The sequence below is a fragment of the Myceligenerans salitolerans genome (genome assembly GCF_017349295.1).
Classification (GTDB): Bacteria; Actinomycetota; Actinomycetes; order Actinomycetales; family Cellulomonadaceae; genus Myceligenerans; species Myceligenerans salitolerans.
In genome coordinates this window covers 38,043-53,268 of sequence record NZ_JAFMPK010000046.1, presented here as the reverse complement: position 1 = coordinate 53,268, position 15,226 = coordinate 38,043, and the positions used below count along the sequence as shown (strand labels likewise).

General features: G+C 71.1%; 13 protein-coding genes. 4 read left to right on the top strand and 9 right to left on the bottom strand.

All coding sequences use genetic code 11. The annotated features are described in order from the left end of the window. Positions 1 to 47: 47 nt before the first annotated feature. Positions 48 to 1,037, bottom strand: a complete 990-nt coding sequence (locus J0911_RS13045; RefSeq protein ID WP_207275897.1) for a TIGR03557 family F420-dependent LLM class oxidoreductase — start codon at positions 1,035 to 1,037, stop codon at positions 48 to 50. Positions 1,038 to 1,207: 170 nt separating this feature from the next. Beyond that, positions 1,208 to 1,522: a hypothetical protein gene (locus J0911_RS13040; protein WP_207275896.1), complete on the bottom strand. Its 315-nt coding sequence runs from the start codon at positions 1,520 to 1,522 to the stop codon at positions 1,208 to 1,210. Positions 1,523 to 1,774: 252 nt separating this feature from the next. On the opposite strand from J0911_RS13040, the gene J0911_RS13035 reads away from it, so the two are divergent. Together J0911_RS13035 and valS are read left to right on the top strand one after the other, a co-directional pair. After that, positions 1,775 to 2,296, top strand: coding sequence for a hypothetical protein (locus tag J0911_RS13035; RefSeq protein WP_207275895.1), 522 nt, complete (start codon positions 1,775 to 1,777; stop codon positions 2,294 to 2,296). A gap of 120 nt (positions 2,297 to 2,416) precedes the next feature. Further along, the gene (gene valS / locus J0911_RS13030; RefSeq protein WP_207275894.1) at positions 2,417 to 5,182 is read left to right on the top strand and encodes a valine--tRNA ligase; all 2,766 of its coding nucleotides are present in this window, start codon (positions 2,417 to 2,419) and stop codon (positions 5,180 to 5,182) included. A 56-nt stretch (positions 5,183 to 5,238) separates the two neighbouring features. Here valS and J0911_RS13025 read toward each other — a convergent pair whose 3' ends face one another. From J0911_RS13025 to J0911_RS13015, 3 genes are all read right to left on the bottom strand, one after another. Further along, positions 5,239 to 5,778, bottom strand: a complete 540-nt coding sequence (locus J0911_RS13025) for a DUF1877 family protein (protein WP_207275893.1) — start codon at positions 5,776 to 5,778, stop codon at positions 5,239 to 5,241. Between the two features lie 182 nt (positions 5,779 to 5,960). Beyond that, a complete protein-coding gene (locus J0911_RS13020) occupies positions 5,961 to 7,238 on the bottom strand; it encodes a baeRF2 domain-containing protein (RefSeq protein ID WP_242636702.1) in 1,278 nt (425 codons plus the stop codon). Positions 7,239 to 7,372: 134 nt separating this feature from the next. Beyond that, positions 7,373 to 7,717, bottom strand: a complete 345-nt coding sequence (locus J0911_RS13015) for a chorismate mutase (protein ID WP_242636701.1) — start codon at positions 7,715 to 7,717, stop codon at positions 7,373 to 7,375. A 226-nt stretch (positions 7,718 to 7,943) separates the two neighbouring features. Here J0911_RS13015 and J0911_RS13010 point away from each other — a divergent pair, with 226 nt between their 5' ends. Beyond that, the gene (locus tag J0911_RS13010; protein ID WP_207275892.1) at positions 7,944 to 9,770 is read left to right on the top strand and encodes an AMP-dependent synthetase/ligase; all 1,827 of its coding nucleotides are present in this window, start codon (positions 7,944 to 7,946) and stop codon (positions 9,768 to 9,770) included. 28 nt (positions 9,771 to 9,798) lie between these two features. Here the strand turns inward: J0911_RS13010 and clpX are convergent, their stop codons facing one another. The 4 genes from clpX to tig form a co-directional block, all read right to left on the bottom strand. Next, positions 9,799 to 11,088: an ATP-dependent Clp protease ATP-binding subunit ClpX gene (gene clpX, locus J0911_RS13005; RefSeq protein ID WP_207275891.1), complete on the bottom strand. Its 1,290-nt coding sequence runs from the start codon at positions 11,086 to 11,088 to the stop codon at positions 9,799 to 9,801. A 321-nt stretch (positions 11,089 to 11,409) separates the two neighbouring features. Further along, positions 11,410 to 12,123, bottom strand: a complete 714-nt coding sequence (locus J0911_RS13000) for an ATP-dependent Clp protease proteolytic subunit (RefSeq protein WP_207275890.1) — start codon at positions 12,121 to 12,123, stop codon at positions 11,410 to 11,412. A 36-nt stretch (positions 12,124 to 12,159) separates the two neighbouring features. Next, the gene (locus tag J0911_RS12995; protein ID WP_307865067.1) at positions 12,160 to 12,792 is read right to left on the bottom strand and encodes an ATP-dependent Clp protease proteolytic subunit; all 633 of its coding nucleotides are present in this window, start codon (positions 12,790 to 12,792) and stop codon (positions 12,160 to 12,162) included. A gap of 325 nt (positions 12,793 to 13,117) precedes the next feature. Then, complete coding sequence (tig, locus tag J0911_RS12990) at positions 13,118 to 14,494, bottom strand: trigger factor (protein ID WP_207275984.1); 1,377 nt, start codon at positions 14,492 to 14,494, stop codon at positions 13,118 to 13,120. A gap of 280 nt (positions 14,495 to 14,774) precedes the next feature. Here tig and J0911_RS12985 point away from each other — a divergent pair, with 280 nt between their 5' ends. Continuing rightward, the gene (locus J0911_RS12985) at positions 14,775 to 15,212 is read left to right on the top strand and encodes an Lrp/AsnC family transcriptional regulator (RefSeq protein ID WP_207275889.1); all 438 of its coding nucleotides are present in this window, start codon (positions 14,775 to 14,777) and stop codon (positions 15,210 to 15,212) included. Positions 15,213 to 15,226: the final 14 nt, after the last annotated feature.

Here is a 15,226-nt window from a genome sequence, read left to right as displayed (position 1 = left end):
GGCGGGCACGCCGTCGGGCCAGGCAGGCACGCCGGCGGCCCGGCGGGCTAAGCGGTCAGGTGCGGGAGCACGTCGGATGCGTAGGCGTCGATCCAGGCGCGCGGGTCCGGACCGGCGTCGTGCACGTAGACGCGGTCGAAGCCCAGGTCGAGCAGGCGTTGCAGGTGGGCGCGGTGTTCCCCGAGGTCGTCCGAGACGAGGACCCGGCCCGCGAAGTCGTCCGGCCGGAGCAGTCGGGCCACGGCGGCGACGTCGTGCGGGGACCGCAGGTCCGACCGGGGCAGACGCGCCGCACCGATCGGCGGATTGGCCAGGAGCTGCTCCTGTGCCCGCGTGGCGTCCGGTGCCCAGGAGACCGGGACCTGGACCACTTTCGGCATCGCGTCGGGGTCCTTGCCGGCTTCTCGCGCGCCCGCGCCGAACCGGTCGAGCAGCACCTCGAGCCGCTCCGGTGGCGCGGCCATCGTGATGAGGCCGTCCGCCTGGCGGCCGGCGCGGCGCGCGGTGACCGGGCCGCCCGTGGCGACGAGAACCTGCGGCGCGGTCTCGGGCGCGGTCCACAGCCGCGTCGCCTCGAGCCGGAAGTGCTGTCCGGCGAAGCGGACGTCCCGGCCGGCCGGTGCCGCGAACAGCTTCCTGATCAGGTCGACGGCCTCGAACAGCCGCGCGATGCGGCCCGGCGCCTCGGGCCAGTAGTCGCCGGTGACGTGCTCGTCGACGGCGTCGCCACTCGCCACGCCCAGCCAGTGGCGCCCGGGGTTCATGGCGGCCAGCGTCGCCGACGCCTGCGCGAGCACGGCGGGATGCATCCGGCTCCCGGGCACGGCGACCGGGCCGAGGTCTCCCTCGGTCCGCTCGCCGAGCGCGCCGAGCACGTTCCACACGAATCCCGCCTGCCCCTGGCGGGCCGTCCACGGCTGGTACCGGTCGGTCGCCATCACGCCGCCGAAGCCACGCTCCTGCGCGTAGACCGCCAGCTCCACCGCGTCCCGCGGATGCAGCGCCTCGAGCATCGCCGCCAGACCGATCGTCGCCACGACGCCGACCCTATAGGGATCCCGCGGACGTCACGGGGTCGCACGGGCGTCGGCCGACGGTCAGGCGTCGGCCGACGGCGAGAAGCGGCGCCGGCGGACCGTCCGGCGGGCGACCGGCCACTGCTCCGGTGCCGGGTTCCGGCGGGCCGCGCGAGACGCGAGCGGACGTCTCAGGATCCCGCGCGGGACGGGGCGCGCTGCCGGACCCACACCGCGGCCTCCGCGGGGTCCGCCCCGGAGGCCTCGACGTAGGCGCGAGCGGCGTTCCTCGTCCGGCCGGCGGCGAGGAGCTCGTCGATCTCGGCGAGCGCCGTCGCCGGGACGACGGCCGTGGCGGGGTCGGGGACACCGAGACGGTCGAGCAGGACGTCGAGCCGGCGTTCCAGCCTGCGCAGGCTCCTCGCCGACGGCCCGAGGTTGCCGGTGACGTTGACGACCAGGAGGGTGAACAGGACGATCAGGATCATGGTGAGGAGCAGGTCCATACCACCACGCTAGCGCCACGATCCCTCGACCCGGAGACTTTCCCGGTCCCGGCCGTGACCCGGGGCGCGCCGGCGGGCCCCGTCCTCGCGGGGCGCGCGAGGGTATGGGGAGAGGTCCCCACCACGCATACCTCCACGAGCCACGACAGGGAAGCGTTCGCGCTGGTAGCGTCCCGGGACTGAGGGCCGGGACGGGCCGGCTCGACGGCCGGTGGCCCGGCCCGATGGCTGGTGAACGCGACAAGGAGACGGATGCGGTCCATGTTCCAGGTACGACGGACCGGCGCGACCCTGCTCGCCGTCGGCGTGCTGTCCTCCTGCACGGCCGGGGCCGACGGCAACCCTCCGGAACCGGCGCCCCCGGTCGACACCGCGAGGACGGAGTACTCGGCCGCGTACGACGACGTGGTCGCCGCGCTCACGCGGGACGTCCCCCAGGTCGAGTGGGTGCCCAAGGACCGCTTCCCTCACCTCACGGAACAGCCCGACGGCCGGTGCGTCCTCGCTCTCGCGGAGAGTCTGGGCGAGGGCGACCTGTACGAGCCCAGCGGCGGACTCGCCGATCTCGCGGCGCTGCTCGACCCGGTCCTGGACGAGCACGGTTTCGACCCGCTGTCCGAGGTGGTCTACCCCGACGACGGAGGGGACGTGTACGTCACGGCCACCGACGAGGCCGGATGGGAACTCACGGTCTCGGCCTACCCGCCGGTCGTCGGCATCTCGGGACCGGTCGACACCGACCGGTGCGACGAGAGCGCCCTCGACGAGGGCTGAGCGGCCGCGCCGGCGGCCGCCTCCGGGCCTCACCGCGCGGCGCGCGGAGCAGGCCGGGGATCTCTTCCAGGCTGTGGATATCCGGGCGCCGGGACGTGCGGGATCTGGGACACTTGACCCATGAGTACTCCGATCCCCGCCGGGCACACGGACCCGGCCACGACCCCCACGAACGCCACGACAACACCCGCCGCTCAGGTAGCCGGTGCCGACGTCGTCCGCGCGGTGGTCAAGGGAGTACCGGACCGGGTGAGCGCCGACGGCCTGGAGGAGAAGCTCGACGCCCGTTGGAGCGCCGAGGGCACGTTCGCGTTCGACCGCAGCAGGACCCGTGAGCAGATCTACTCGATCGACACGCCGCCGCCGACCGCCTCCGGCTCCCTGCACGTGGGGCACGTGTTCTCCTACACCCACACCGACCTCGTCGCCCGGTACAAGCGCATGCGCGGGTACGAGGTCTTCTACCCCATGGGCTGGGACGACAACGGCCTGCCCACCGAGCGCCGCGTGCAGAACTACTACGGCGTGCGGTGCGACCCGTCGCTCCCCTACGTGGAGAACTTCGAGCCGCCGCACGAGGGCACGGACGGCAAGAACGTGAAGCCGGCCGATCAGGTGCCGGTCAGCCGCCGCAACTTCATCGAGCTGTGCGAGCGCCTCACCACGGAGGACGAGCAGAAGTTCGAGGAGCTGTGGCGCCGCCTGGGCCTGTCGGTGGACTGGTCGCAGACCTACCAGACCATCGGCGCGGACTCGATCGCCACGGCGCAGCGGGCGTTCGTGCGCAACCTCGCTCGCGGTGAGGCCTACCAGGCCGAGGCCCCCGGGCTGTGGGACGTGACGTTCCAGACGGCGGTCGCACAGGCGGAGCTGGAGGCGCGGGACTACCCGGGGCACTACCACAAGGTGGCGTTCGGGCGGCCCGGCGGCGAGAAGGTGTTCATCGAGACCACGCGGCCGGAGCTGATCCCGGCCGTGGTGGCGCTCATCGCCCACCCGGACGACGAGCGCTACCAGCACCTTTTCGGTACCACCGTCACCTCGCCGCTGTTCGGCGTGGAGGTCCCGGTGCTGGCACACCACGCGGCCGAACCCGACAAGGGCGCGGGCATCGCGATGTGCTGCACGTTCGGCGACCTCACGGACGTGCAGTGGTGGCGTGAGCTGCAGCTGCCGACGCGCTCGATCGTGCAGCGCGACGGCCGGATCACCCGGGAGGTGCCCGAGTGGATCGAGGGCGGTGCCGGCGAGGCCCTGTTCGGTGAGATCTCCGGCATGACGACGTTCAGCGCCCGTAAGGCGATCGTCGACGCGCTGCGCGCCTCCGGTGACCTCGCGGGCGAGCCCGTGGCGACCCAGCGCAAGGCGAACTTCTACGAGAAGGGCGACAAGCCGCTGGAGATCGTGACGTCGCGCCAGTGGTACATCCGCAACGGCGGCCGCGACGGCGACCTGCGTGACGAGCTGCTGGCCCGGGGCAAGGAGCTCGACTTCCATCCCGACCACATGCGCGTGCGCTACGAGAACTGGGTGGGCGGCCTCAACGGCGACTGGCTGATCAGCCGTCAGCGGTTCTTCGGCGTGCCCATCCCGCTGTGGTACCCGGTGCTGGCCTCGGGCGAGGTGGACCACGAGAACCCGATCGTCCCGTCCGAGGACCGGCTTCCGGTGGACCCGACGTCGCAGGCACCCGAAGGCTTCACCGAGGACCGGCGCGGCGTCCCCGGAGGATTCGTGGGCGACGCCGACGTGATGGACACCTGGGCGACGTCGTCGCTCTCCCCGCAGATCGTGGGCGGATGGGAGCGCGACGAGGACCTGTGGCAGCGTGTGTTCCCGATGGACCTGCGCCCGCAGGGCCAGGACATCATCCGCACCTGGCTGTTCTCCAGCGTGGTGCGCGCGCACCTGGAGAACGGCACGCTGCCGTGGAAGAACGCGGCGATCAGCGGCTGGATCCTCGACCCGGACCGTAAGAAGATGTCCAAGTCCAAGGGCAACGTGGTGACGCCCATGGACCTGCTCGTGGAGCACGGCTCGGACGCGGTGCGCTACTGGGCCGCCTCCGCCCGTCTGGGCGCGGACGCCGCGTTCGAGGTGGGCCAGATGAAGATCGGCCGCCGCCTCGCCATCAAGGTCCTCAACGCGTCGAAGTTCGCGTTGTCGTTCGGGCTGGACCCGGAGACCGGCGAGGGCGAGGTCCTGCTGGACCCGGCCGCCGTGACGGTGGACCTGGACCGCGCGATGCTCTCCGGTCTGGCCGCGGTGACCGAGCAGGCGACGGCCGCCTTCGAGGCGTACGACCACACCAGAGCGCTCGAGGTGACGGAGACGTTCTTCTGGACGTTCTGCGACGACTACCTGGAGCTCGTGAAGGACCGCGCCTACGGCGACGGAGCGGGCAGCACGTCCGGCTCGACGGAGACCATGTCGGCGCGGACGGCGCTGGCGATCGCGCTCGACACGCAGCTGCGCCTGCTGGCGCCGTATCTGCCGTTCGCCACGGAGGAGGTGTGGTCCTGGTGGCGCGCCGGCTCCGTGCATCGCGCGCCATGGCCCACGGCGGAACCGTTGCGGGCGGCCGGCGGCGGTGTCGACGCCACGCACCTGACGGCAGCCGGGAACGCACTGGCCGCGATCCGTAAGGTGAAGTCCGAGGCGAAGACGTCGATGCGGGCCCCGGTCCTGGCGGCCACCCTGGCGGTGCCCGCCGCGGACCTGCCCGCGGTCCAGCTGGCCATCGGGGACGTGCAGGCCGCGGGCCGCGTGACCGGGAACCTGACGCTGGTCGAGGCCAGCGAGGGTCAGGGCGATCCGAACGTCCAGGGCGGCATGGTGACGTCCGGCGTCGAACTCGGCGAGCCGGAGCCACGCAAGAAGGGCTGAGGCCGGACCAGGGCCGGGCCCGGCCGCGTCACCTCGGCGTGACGCGGCCGGAGCCGTCAGTTGAGCATCAGGACGACCGCGTCGCCGGCATCGGCGGCGGCGGTGAAGAACCGGCCGAGATCCTCGTAGGCGTTGGCCAGGGCGTCGAGCCGTTCCTCCGGCGGATGCTCGGTCGGGTCCGGGCAGCCGTCGCAGACGGCGGCGTCGTACAGCGGCGCCAGTTCCGCGAACGGTGTTCCCGTCAGGAATGCGGCCGCCGTGGCCACGTCGGACGACGGGAGCAGCCGGGCGTTGCCGATCGCTCCGGCGACGCCCAGTGGCTTGCCGCCCTGAACCACGTCGACCGACAGTCCTCCGTGCTCCCGCAGCAGCCCGTGCAGCCCGCCCCAGGTCAGGCCGATGGTGAAGTACTGCGCCTCGCCGGGCGGGACGTCGCGTTCCACCCAGTCGTCCGCGAGTGTCTCGACATGCGATGCCACCCAGTCGTCGTTGCCTGCGGCCCTGGCCTCGTCGTCCGCGCCGAGTCGTGCGTATTCGCACTGCACCCCGCTCAGCGCCGCGGTGAGGCTCGGCCGGTACCCCTCGTGATTCCCCATGGCCGGGCACGCTAGCGACTCACGCCACACGGCGGGTCGGGCATAACGAACAGACCAACCGCAAGGGCCCTGAACGCCAGCACCCTTCACAAACGCTTCACATTCAAGGGCGTGCGAGAAGCACGTTCACAGAAGGCACACCGGACCAACCGGTCATCGCCTGTGGACGACACGAACGGCGCTCAGCCCCGGGCGCGTTCACCCCGGAGCCGGACGTCGTCCCCCGACATCGTGGCGGCGAACTCGTGCGGCGTGTACCCGTCGTGCCAGCGCAGCGTCGCCGCCACACCGTCGACCAGCCCGCCCGCTCCTGCGCCGACCGAGCCCTCGGGCGCGAAGGTCAGCCCCGCGTCCTGCGCGATCGCGGCCCGCACCAGCGCCACCGCGGCCGGCAGCTCCTCGAGCCCGTCGTGCGGCGCACCGAGGGCCTCCAGGTCGGAGCGGTCCGACGCGATGTGCGCGGGCTCCGGTCCGATCCACAGGGTTCGCCCGTTCAGCTGGCCGTTGCCCGCCCCGTACTCCTCCGCGAGCACGAGCTCGGCCACCTGCGCGCGGCGCAGCACCGCGACGACGTCGTCGACCGAGGACACCGCGCCCTCGTCCCGCCCGAGACCCTGCCGTAGGTCCGCGAGCACGCGCTCCCGCCGCCGTTCGCGGTAGCTGTCCAACGCCTCCGCGACCCGGTCGGCGAAGGCGCCGCCGTTCGCGACGCCGTTGGCCGCCGCAGCGCCGCCGACGGTCGCCGGCCCGCCCCGCACGCCGCCGGGGATCTCGACGCAGATCTCCGCCAGGGGGCGGGTGACGGCCTCCCGCACGCCGGGCACCATGCGCACGTCGCCCGTGAGCACCACGAGTTCCGGCGCCGACTCGGCCGCGCGACGCTCCAGCTCGGCCGCGATCGCCGCCGCGTTCCGCTCCCAGGAGTCCTCCGCGCGCGACTCGATCGTGGCGCGCTTGGTCCCGGTGGACCCTGTCTTCGCGATCTCGTCGTCCGGGGCCGTGAACTGTTCGTAGACCCGTCCGCCGACGCCGGTGCGGGTGAAGTCGGCGCCCTTCCGGTCGATCACCACCACGAGCAGCTCCACGGACTCGTCCGCGGCGCGCACCGCCTGCAGGAGCTCGGGAACGTTCGACCACGAGGCCACGTCCGCCGTCGGAGCCTCGTGCAGGACGCGGTCCACCAGCACGCCGGTGTCGTCCGCGATGACGACCCTGCCGTGCAGGCCCGGCTCCCACGTCGGCCGGCGGGCCGCCTCCTCCATGCTGTCCAGCACGCCCTCCGGGGCGCCCTGCGCGGCCAGCGACTTGCGCGCGGCCCGCCACCGGTTCGCGACATCGCGGTCGGCGACGGCCTTGTCGGACGGGGTGGCGTCCAGGTAGACGGTGGCGAACGGTCCGGGGTGTCCGAGGAGCGGCTTGAGCCAGTCGATCTTCATTCCGGCCTCCTGTCCGAGGGTCATCCTCACAATCCATCCAGCGTCCGCCGAATCACGCGCGGGCGCCACCCCTGGGCCAGGTTTTTCCTTGACGATCTCGTGACGATTGCCAGCCGGTTCCTCGGACGGCACGCGACCGACGGTCAGAAGGCATCCCTTCAAGCGTACGTATCGAGTTCCGGCATGGTCTCGCCCGCGTGCTCCCGGGCGATCAGCTCGTGTCGTCTGATGACCTCGCTGACGATGAACTGCCGGAACTGCACGGCGAAGTCGGGATCGAGCCCGGACGCCTCCGCGATGGCCGTGAGCCGCTCGATCTGCTGTGCGTCGCGTGACGGGTCGGCGGGCGGCATGTTGCCGATGGCCTTCAGCTCCCCCACCTGACGGGTCAGCTTGAACCGTTCCGCCAGCAGGTGCACCAGAGCGGCGTCGATGTTGTCGATGCTCGCCCGCAGGCGCAGGATCTCCGAGGGCATCGCCGAGGCGGCAGGGTCCGAGGTCATGGGGACGAGGCTAACCCGGTGGGAGCCCCGGGGCGCCCTCGTGCCGACCATCGGACGCCGCGCGGATCATGCGCGGAAACCTGAGCGGGGCCGGAGCCGACGTTGACAGAAGCGCGAGTTCTGTCACGTTGGATCCCGGGAGTACAGTCTCTCTCGCACTTCCGCACTGGAGCCCGGTGCCCGGGAAGTGAGTCCCACCCCTTGACACACCGCGGAGCTCACCACCATGACAGTCGTCTCCACGCCGGCCCTCGTTGACGTGCCGGAGGGCACCAGCATCAACACGATCCTGCGGGACCGTGTCGCCCGGGCCGGCGGAGAGACCCTGATCGAGCGCCGCGACACCCCGCAGGGGCCGTGGATCCCGGTCACCGCCGCCGAGTTCGAGGCGGAGGTCCTGGCGGTGGCACGTGGGCTGATCGCCCACGGCGTCGGACCGGGAGACCGCGTGGGCATCATGTCCCGCACGCGCTACGAATGGACGCTGCTCGACTTCGCGATCTGGGCGGCCGGGGCGGTTCCCGTGCCCGTGTACGAGACGTCGTCCGCCGAGCAGGTGCAGTGGATCTGCTCCGACGCCGGAGTCAGGCTCGTCTTCGCGGAGTCCGCCGCGCACGCCGAGACGATCGGGCGGACCCGGCACGCGCTGCCGGCCCTGGAGGACGTGCTCGTGATCGACGCCGGTGCGGTGGCGGCCCTGCGCGGTGCCGGCTCCCACCTGCCGCTGATGGCCGTCACGGAGAGACGTGACGCGGTCCGCCGGGACGACGTCGCCACCATCATCTACACCTCGGGTTCCACCGGTCGCCCCAAGGGCGTCGAGCTGACCCACGGCAACTTCGCGCACCTGACGATGAACGCCGCCGTCGCGATTCCCGAGATGCTCGACACGCCTGGGTCGCGCACCCTCCTGTTCCTCCCCCTAGCGCACGTCTTCGCGCGCTTCGTGGAGGTGGCCGTGTTCGCCGGGAACTCGGTGCTCGGTCACGCACCGGACATCAAGAACCTCGTCGCCGACCTCGGCACGTTCGCGCCCACCTACCTGCTCGCGGTCCCGCGTGTCTTCGAGAAGGTCTTCAACTCTGCGGAGGCGAAGGCGTCGGGCTCAGGACCGCGGCGCCGTGTCTTCGCCTGGGCCGCCGACGTCGCCGTCCGGTACTCCCGCGCGCTCGACACGGACGCAGGTCCCGGAAGCAGGCTGCGTCTGGCGCACCGGGTCGCCGGCAGGCTCGTCCACGGCCGGCTCCGTGCCGCCATGGGCGGGAACCTGCGGTGGGCGGTGTCCGGCGGGGCACCGCTCGGGGAACGTCTCGGCCACTTCTTCCGCGGCATCGGCGTCACGATCCTCGAGGGGTACGGGCTCACCGAGACCGCGGCGCCCACGTCGGTGAACCTGCCGAGGCACACGAAGATCGGGACCGTCGGCCCGGCGCTGCCGGGCACGTCCATCGCCATCGCCGACGACGGCGAGGTCCTCCTGCACGGGCCCCACGTCTTCCGCGGCTACCACAACCAGCCGCAGCTCACGGCAGAGGCCCTGGCCGGCGGCTGGTTCCGCACCGGGGACCTCGGGTCGATCGACGAGGACGGGTTCCTGCGCATCACCGGCCGCAAGAAGGAGATCATCGTCACCGCCGGTGGCAAGAACGTCGCGCCGGCGGTCCTCGAGGACCGGCTGCGTGCCCACCCGATCGTGAGCCAGGTCGTCGTCGTCGGTGATCAGCGTCCGTTCATCGGGGCCCTGGTGACGCTGGACGCCGAGATGCTGCCGGGCTGGTGCGCCAGCCACGGGCTGCCGAACCTGACCGTCACCGAGGCCCGGGTGCACCCCACGGTGCTCGAGGCGCTGGACGCCGCCGTACGGCAGGCGAACGAGGCCGTGTCCCAGGCCGAGTCCATCCGCAAGGTCAGCGTGCTCGACTTCGACTTCACCGAGCAGAACGGGTACCTCACGCCGTCGATCAAGGTGAAGCGGGCGAAGGTCGTCCACGACTTCGCCCACCTCGTGGACGAGCTCTACGCGGCGAAGCCCTCGGCGGCCGCCCCGGCCTGAGCCCCCGCCGTCGCGCGGGCGCCGCGCCTCAGGCCGACTTCTCGCGCGGCTGGCGGCCCCGGACCGCGGTGCGACGCGGGACGACGGTCGGGTTGACGTTCTCCAGGACCACGTCGCGGGTGATGACCACGCGTTCGACGTCGTCGCGGCTGGGGACGTCGAACATGACCTGCTGCAGGACTTCCTCCATGATGGCGCGCAAGCCGCGTGCGCCCGTGCCGCGCAGCAGGGCCTGGTCCGCGATCGCCTGGACCGCGCCGTCCTCGAACTCCAGCTCGACCCCGTCGATCTGGAACATGCGCTTGTACTGCTTCACGAGCGCGTTGCGCGGCTCGGTGAGGATCCGCACCAGCGCGTCGCGGTCGAGCGGAGACACCGACGCGACCACCGGCAGGCGCCCGATGAACTCGGGGATCAGGCCGTACTTCTGCAGGTCCTCGGGACGGACCTCGGCGAACAGGTCGTCGTCCGCGCCCGTCTCCATCGGCGCGGCGAACCCGATGCCCCGCTTGCGGGCGCGGGAGGCCACGATGTCATCGAGACCGGCGAACGCACCGGCGACGATGAACAGCACGTTCGTGGTGTCGATCTGGATGAACTCCTGGTGCGGGTGCTTGCGCCCGCCCTGCGGCGGAACCGATGCGCTCGTGCCCTCGATGATCTTCAGGAGCGCCTGCTGCACCCCTTCCCCGGACACGTCACGGGTGATCGAGGGGTTTTCCGCCTTGCGGGCCACCTTGTCGACCTCGTCGATGTAGATGATCCCCGTCTCGGCCTTCTTCACGTCGAAGTCCGCGGCCTGGATGAGTTTGAGCAGGATGTTCTCGACGTCCTCGCCGACGTAGCCCGCCTCGGTGAGTGCCGTGGCGTCCGCGATCGCGAACGGGACGTTGAGCATCTTCGCGAGGGTCTGGGCGAGGTAGGTCTTGCCCGTCCCCGTGGGGCCGATCAGCAGGATGTTCGACTTGGCGATCTCGACCTGGTCCGTGTCCTCCGGGCTGCCCGGCGCCTTGGGGCCGCTGCTCGCCTGGATCCGCTTGTAATGGTTGTAGACCGCGACGGCCAGGGCCCGCTTGGCGGACTCCTGGCCGATGATGTACTGCTCGAGGAACTCGAAGATCTCGCGCGGCTTGGGCAGCTCGGTGAGCCCGACCTCAGCCGCTTCGTTCATCTCCTCGTCGATGATCTCGTTGCAGAGTTCGATGCACTCGTTGCAGATATAGACGCCGGGGCCCGCGATCAGCTTGATGACCTGCTTCTGGGACTTGCCGCAGAAGTTGCACTTCAGCAGCTCAGCGCCGTCACCGATACGCGCCACGTATTCGTCTCCTCGCTCCTGCGCTCTTCCGAGCGGTCCGGGCTCTGGTCGGGCGATTCTGTCTCTTCGGGAAAGCTTCCAGATCTCCAGGCGGGGCCGGCGGCCCCTCGTCGGTCACCTTCCATTGCACACCACCGGGGGCCCGGTTGTCAGCCGGTCTCACGGCGGGTCGTCCAGGTGAGATTCTCGCCAGCACTGGCAAGATTGCCATGATTTCAACCGCGTGTCTCGTTTTTCCGGCTACCGCCCCGTCCGCCGGGGCAGCGGGCCCTGACCGGCACCCGCTACCCCGGACGTCAGCGCGCCGCCACGCCGGGCCGCTCAGGAAGCGGGGATGACCTGCACCTTGCGCGACTCCAGGACCTGGTCCACCAGGCCGTAGTCCTTCGCCTCGGCGGCCGTGAGGATCTTGTCGCGCTCGATGTCGTCGCGCACCTCCTCCTGCGGCTTGTTGGCGTGCCGGGCGAGTGCCTGCTCGAGCCACTCGCGCATCCGGATGAGCTCGTTGGCGTGGATCTCGATGTCGGACGCCTGGGCGTAGCCGCCGCCCTCCATCGCGGGCTGGTGGATGAGCACGCGGGCGTTCGGGAGTGCCAGACGCTTGCCCGGCTGGCCGGCCGCGAGCAGCACGGCCGCCGCGGAGGCGGCCTGTCCCAGGCACACGGTCTGGATCTGCGGCTTGACGTACTGCATCGTGTCGTACAGCGCGGTCATCGCGGTGAACGAGCCGCCGGGGCTGTTGATGTACAGGATGATGTCGCGGTCCGGGTCCTGGGACTCCAGGACGAGCAACTGTGCCATGACGTCGTCGGCGGACGCGTCGTCCACCTGGACACCCATGAAGATGATGCGGTCCTCGAACAGCTTGGTGTACGGGTCCTGGCGCTTGAATCCATAGGCGGTACGTTCCTCGAACTGCGGCAGCACGTACCGGCTCGACGGCGCGCCGTACGGCAGTCCGATACCGCCGGGCCGTGCTGCGGACGCACCGGCAAGGCGCTCGGCCGCTGCCAGGAACTGGGCTTCAGGGCTCACTGTGGTCTCCTCGATCGTCGAAGTGTGCGGGCGTCGTCAGGACGCGGTGTTCATGCCGCCGCCGCCGGCCAGGGCCGCGTGCTCGACGACGTGGTCGATGAAGCCGTACTCCAGCGCCTCGGGCGCCGTGAACCACTTGTCCCGGTCGCTGTCCTTGACGACCTTCTCCACCGAGTGGCCGGTCTGCTCGGCCGTGAGCCCCGCGAGCACCCGCTTCATGTGCATGATCAGCTCGGCGTTGATCCGCACGTCGGTGGCCGTTCCGCCGATGCCGCCGGAGGGCTGGTGCATCATCACCCGTGCGTGCGGGGTCGCGTAGCGCTTGCCCTTCGCTCCCGAGCTGAGCAGGAACTGGCCCATCGAGGCCGCCATACCCATCGCCACGGTCGCCACGTCGGGCTGGACGAACTGCATCGTGTCGTAGATCGCCATGCCGGCCGTGATCGAACCGCCGGGGCTGTTGATGTAGAGCCAGATGTCCTTGGTCGGGTCCTCGGCCGCGAGAAGCATCATCTGGGCGCAGATCGCGTTGGCGTTCTCGTCACGCACCTCCGAGCCGAGCCAGATGATGCGTTCCTTCAGGAGCCGGTTGTAGATCGAGTCGTTGAGGCCGAAGTTCGACCCCTCCGACCGCGCCACCGGCCCAGCGTCTGTCCGCAGATCGTTCACGTCCCACTCCTCAGTGTCCGGTAGGTTCCTGCGCAAGCATGTCGATCGACCCTAACGCGCCCGCAGCCGCCGGAACTCCCTAGTAAGGCCCCGTTTCGCCGACAGCGCACGGCCGCTGCCCTGGGCGTAAATCGAGCGGTCGCGCACCGCCCCGCACCACCCGCACGGGCGTTGCTCCCGGGCGCGCCGGCACCGGGACACCCCGCACCCGGTCGTTCGTCAGGTGCTGCCTTCGCGGCCCCGGACGACGACGGCGCCCAGGGCACCCTCCGTTCGGAAGGCCACCCCGGGCGCCGTCGTCGTCCGCGAACCGGTGGCCGGCGCGTCAGGCCTTGGCCGGCTCGGCCGGGCCCTCGGTGCCCTCCGCCTCGCCCGCGGCCTGGGCCTCGGCCATGGCCTGCTCCAGCGCCGACTGCTGCTCGTCGATCTCGTCGGAGCCGATGAACTCGCTCAGGTCGACGGCGGCTCCGTTCGAGTCCTTGACCTCGATCTGGCGCAGCGCCACGGCGAGCGCCTTGGAGCGCGCCACCTCACCGACCATCGCCGGGATCTGGCCACCCTGCTCCAGCGTCTGGATGAACTCCGACGGCTCCATGCCGTACTGGCGCGACATGCTGACCAGGTACTCGACCAGCTCGCCCTGGCCGACCTTGACCTCGAGCTTCTCGGCGAGCGTGTCCAGCAGGATCTGGTTGCGCAGCGCCTTCTTCGCGTCCTCGGTGACCTCGGCGCGGTGCTCGTCGTCCTCCAGGCGGCTCTCCTGCTCGAGGTGGCGGTGCACCTCGGCCTCGACCACGCCGGACGGCACGGGCACCTCGACGGCCTCGAGCAGCTTCTCCAGGAGGGCGTCGCGTGCGGCGACGGCCTGGTCGGAGCCCTTGCCCTGGGCGGCCTGCGTCCGCAGGTCCTCCTTGAGCTCGTCGAGCGTGTCGAACTCGGAGGCGAGCTGCGCGAAGTCGTCGTCCGCCTCGGGCAGGTCGCGCTGCTTCACGCTGGTGGCCGTGACGGTGACGTCCGCCTCCTCACCCTCGTGGTCGCCGCCGGCGAGCGGCGCGCGGAACGTCGTCGTCTCCTCGGCGGACAGGCCGGTCAGGGCCTCGTCCAGGCCCTCCAGCATGTTGCCGGAGCCGATCTGGTAGGAGACGCCGGAAACGGAGTCGACCTCCTCGTCGCCGATCTTGGCCGTCAGGTCGATGACGACGTAGTCACCCTCGGCGGCCGGACGGTCGACGCCGACCAGCGTGCCGAAACGCTCGCGCAGGGCGTCGAGACGCTCGGTGACGTCCTCGTCGGTGACCTCGGCCGGGTCCACGGTCAGGTCGATCGTGCTCAGCTCGGGCAGGTCCAGCTCCGGCCGGACCTCGACGTCGGCCGTGAACTTCAGCTGCCCCTCGCCGGCCTTGGCCGGGATCTCGGTGACGTCCACGGCGGGCTGCGCGAGCGGGCGCAGCTCGTTCTCGGTGAGCGCCTGGCGGTAGAAGTCGTTGAGGCCGTCGTTCACGGCGTGCTCCACGACGGCGCCCCAGCCGACCCGCTGGTCGATGATGCGCGGGGGGACCTTGCCCTTGCGGAAGCCGGGGATGTTCACCTGCTCCGCGATGTGCTTGTAGGCGTGGTCGATGCTCGGCTTGAGCTCGTCGTAGTCCACCTCGACAGTCAGCTTGACCTTGGTGGGGTCCAGGGTCTCGACGGCGCTCTTCACTTCGTTGGTCTCCAGATGATCGGGGGTGCGCTCACCCGGTACCTGGGGCGTGAGGAACTCACGACGGCAGGAGCCACCTGGCGGGCGCGGGGATGCAGGATCGTGCGACAGATGCACGGCAATCCCGATCATCTTACGCCCCACCGCGTCTCCTGCCGAATGCGCCGGACAACACGCCGGCCGGTGCCCCCGGCAGCGCTCCCGACACCACCCCGAGCGGTCCGCCGACGACGCCGGACCGCGGTTTGCACACTCCCCCGGCGCGGCACACCATGCGCACATGGACGAGCTGAACCGGGCGATCGTCGAACGCCTGCTGCGCGACGGACGGGCCACGTACCAGGAGGTCGGGAACGCCGTGGGGCTGTCGGCCCCGGCGGTGAAACGGCGCGTGGACCTCATGCTGGCACGCGGGGAGATCGCCGGGTTCACCGTGCACGTCACGCCCGCCGCGATGGGCTGGACCTTGGAGGGCTACGTCGAGATCTTCTGCGACGGCATCGTCGCCCCGGCCGTGCTGCGGCGCGACCTGTCGCCGATCCCGGAGGTGGTCCGGGTGGCGACGGTCACGGGCGACGCCGACGCCATGGTGCACGTGGTCGCCGCCGACATGGCCGGCATCGAGCGCACCGTGGAACGGATCCGTTCGGCCGCCCACGTCGTCAAGACCCGCACCTCGATCGTGATGTCCCGCGTCGTGGACCGCCCGGAGGCATGAGCGGGGCCGGTCAC

What these genes read in the sequence shown, in the direction of transcription:
- J0911_RS13040 (WP_207275896.1), bottom strand. Translation starts at nt 1,522, where the DNA reads ATGGACCTGCTCCTCACCATGATCCTGATCGTCCTGTTCACCCTCCTG.
- J0911_RS13035 (WP_207275895.1), top strand. Translation starts at nt 1,775, where the DNA reads ATGCGGTCCATGTTCCAGGTACGACGGACCGGCGCGACCCTGCTCGCC.
- valS (WP_207275894.1), top strand. Translation starts at nt 2,417, where the DNA reads ATGAGTACTCCGATCCCCGCCGGGCACACGGACCCGGCCACGACCCCC.
- J0911_RS13025 (WP_207275893.1), bottom strand. Translation starts at nt 5,778, where the DNA reads ATGGGGAATCACGAGGGGTACCGGCCGAGCCTCACCGCGGCGCTGAGC.
- J0911_RS13020 (WP_242636702.1), bottom strand. Translation starts at nt 7,238, where the DNA reads ATGACCCTCGGACAGGAGGCCGGAATGAAGATCGACTGGCTCAAGCCG.
- J0911_RS13015 (WP_242636701.1), bottom strand. Translation starts at nt 7,717, where the DNA reads ATGACCTCGGACCCTGCCGCCTCGGCGATGCCCTCGGAGATCCTGCGC.
- J0911_RS13010 (WP_207275892.1), top strand. Translation starts at nt 7,944, where the DNA reads ATGACAGTCGTCTCCACGCCGGCCCTCGTTGACGTGCCGGAGGGCACC.
- J0911_RS12985 (WP_207275889.1), top strand. Translation starts at nt 14,775, where the DNA reads ATGGACGAGCTGAACCGGGCGATCGTCGAACGCCTGCTGCGCGACGGA.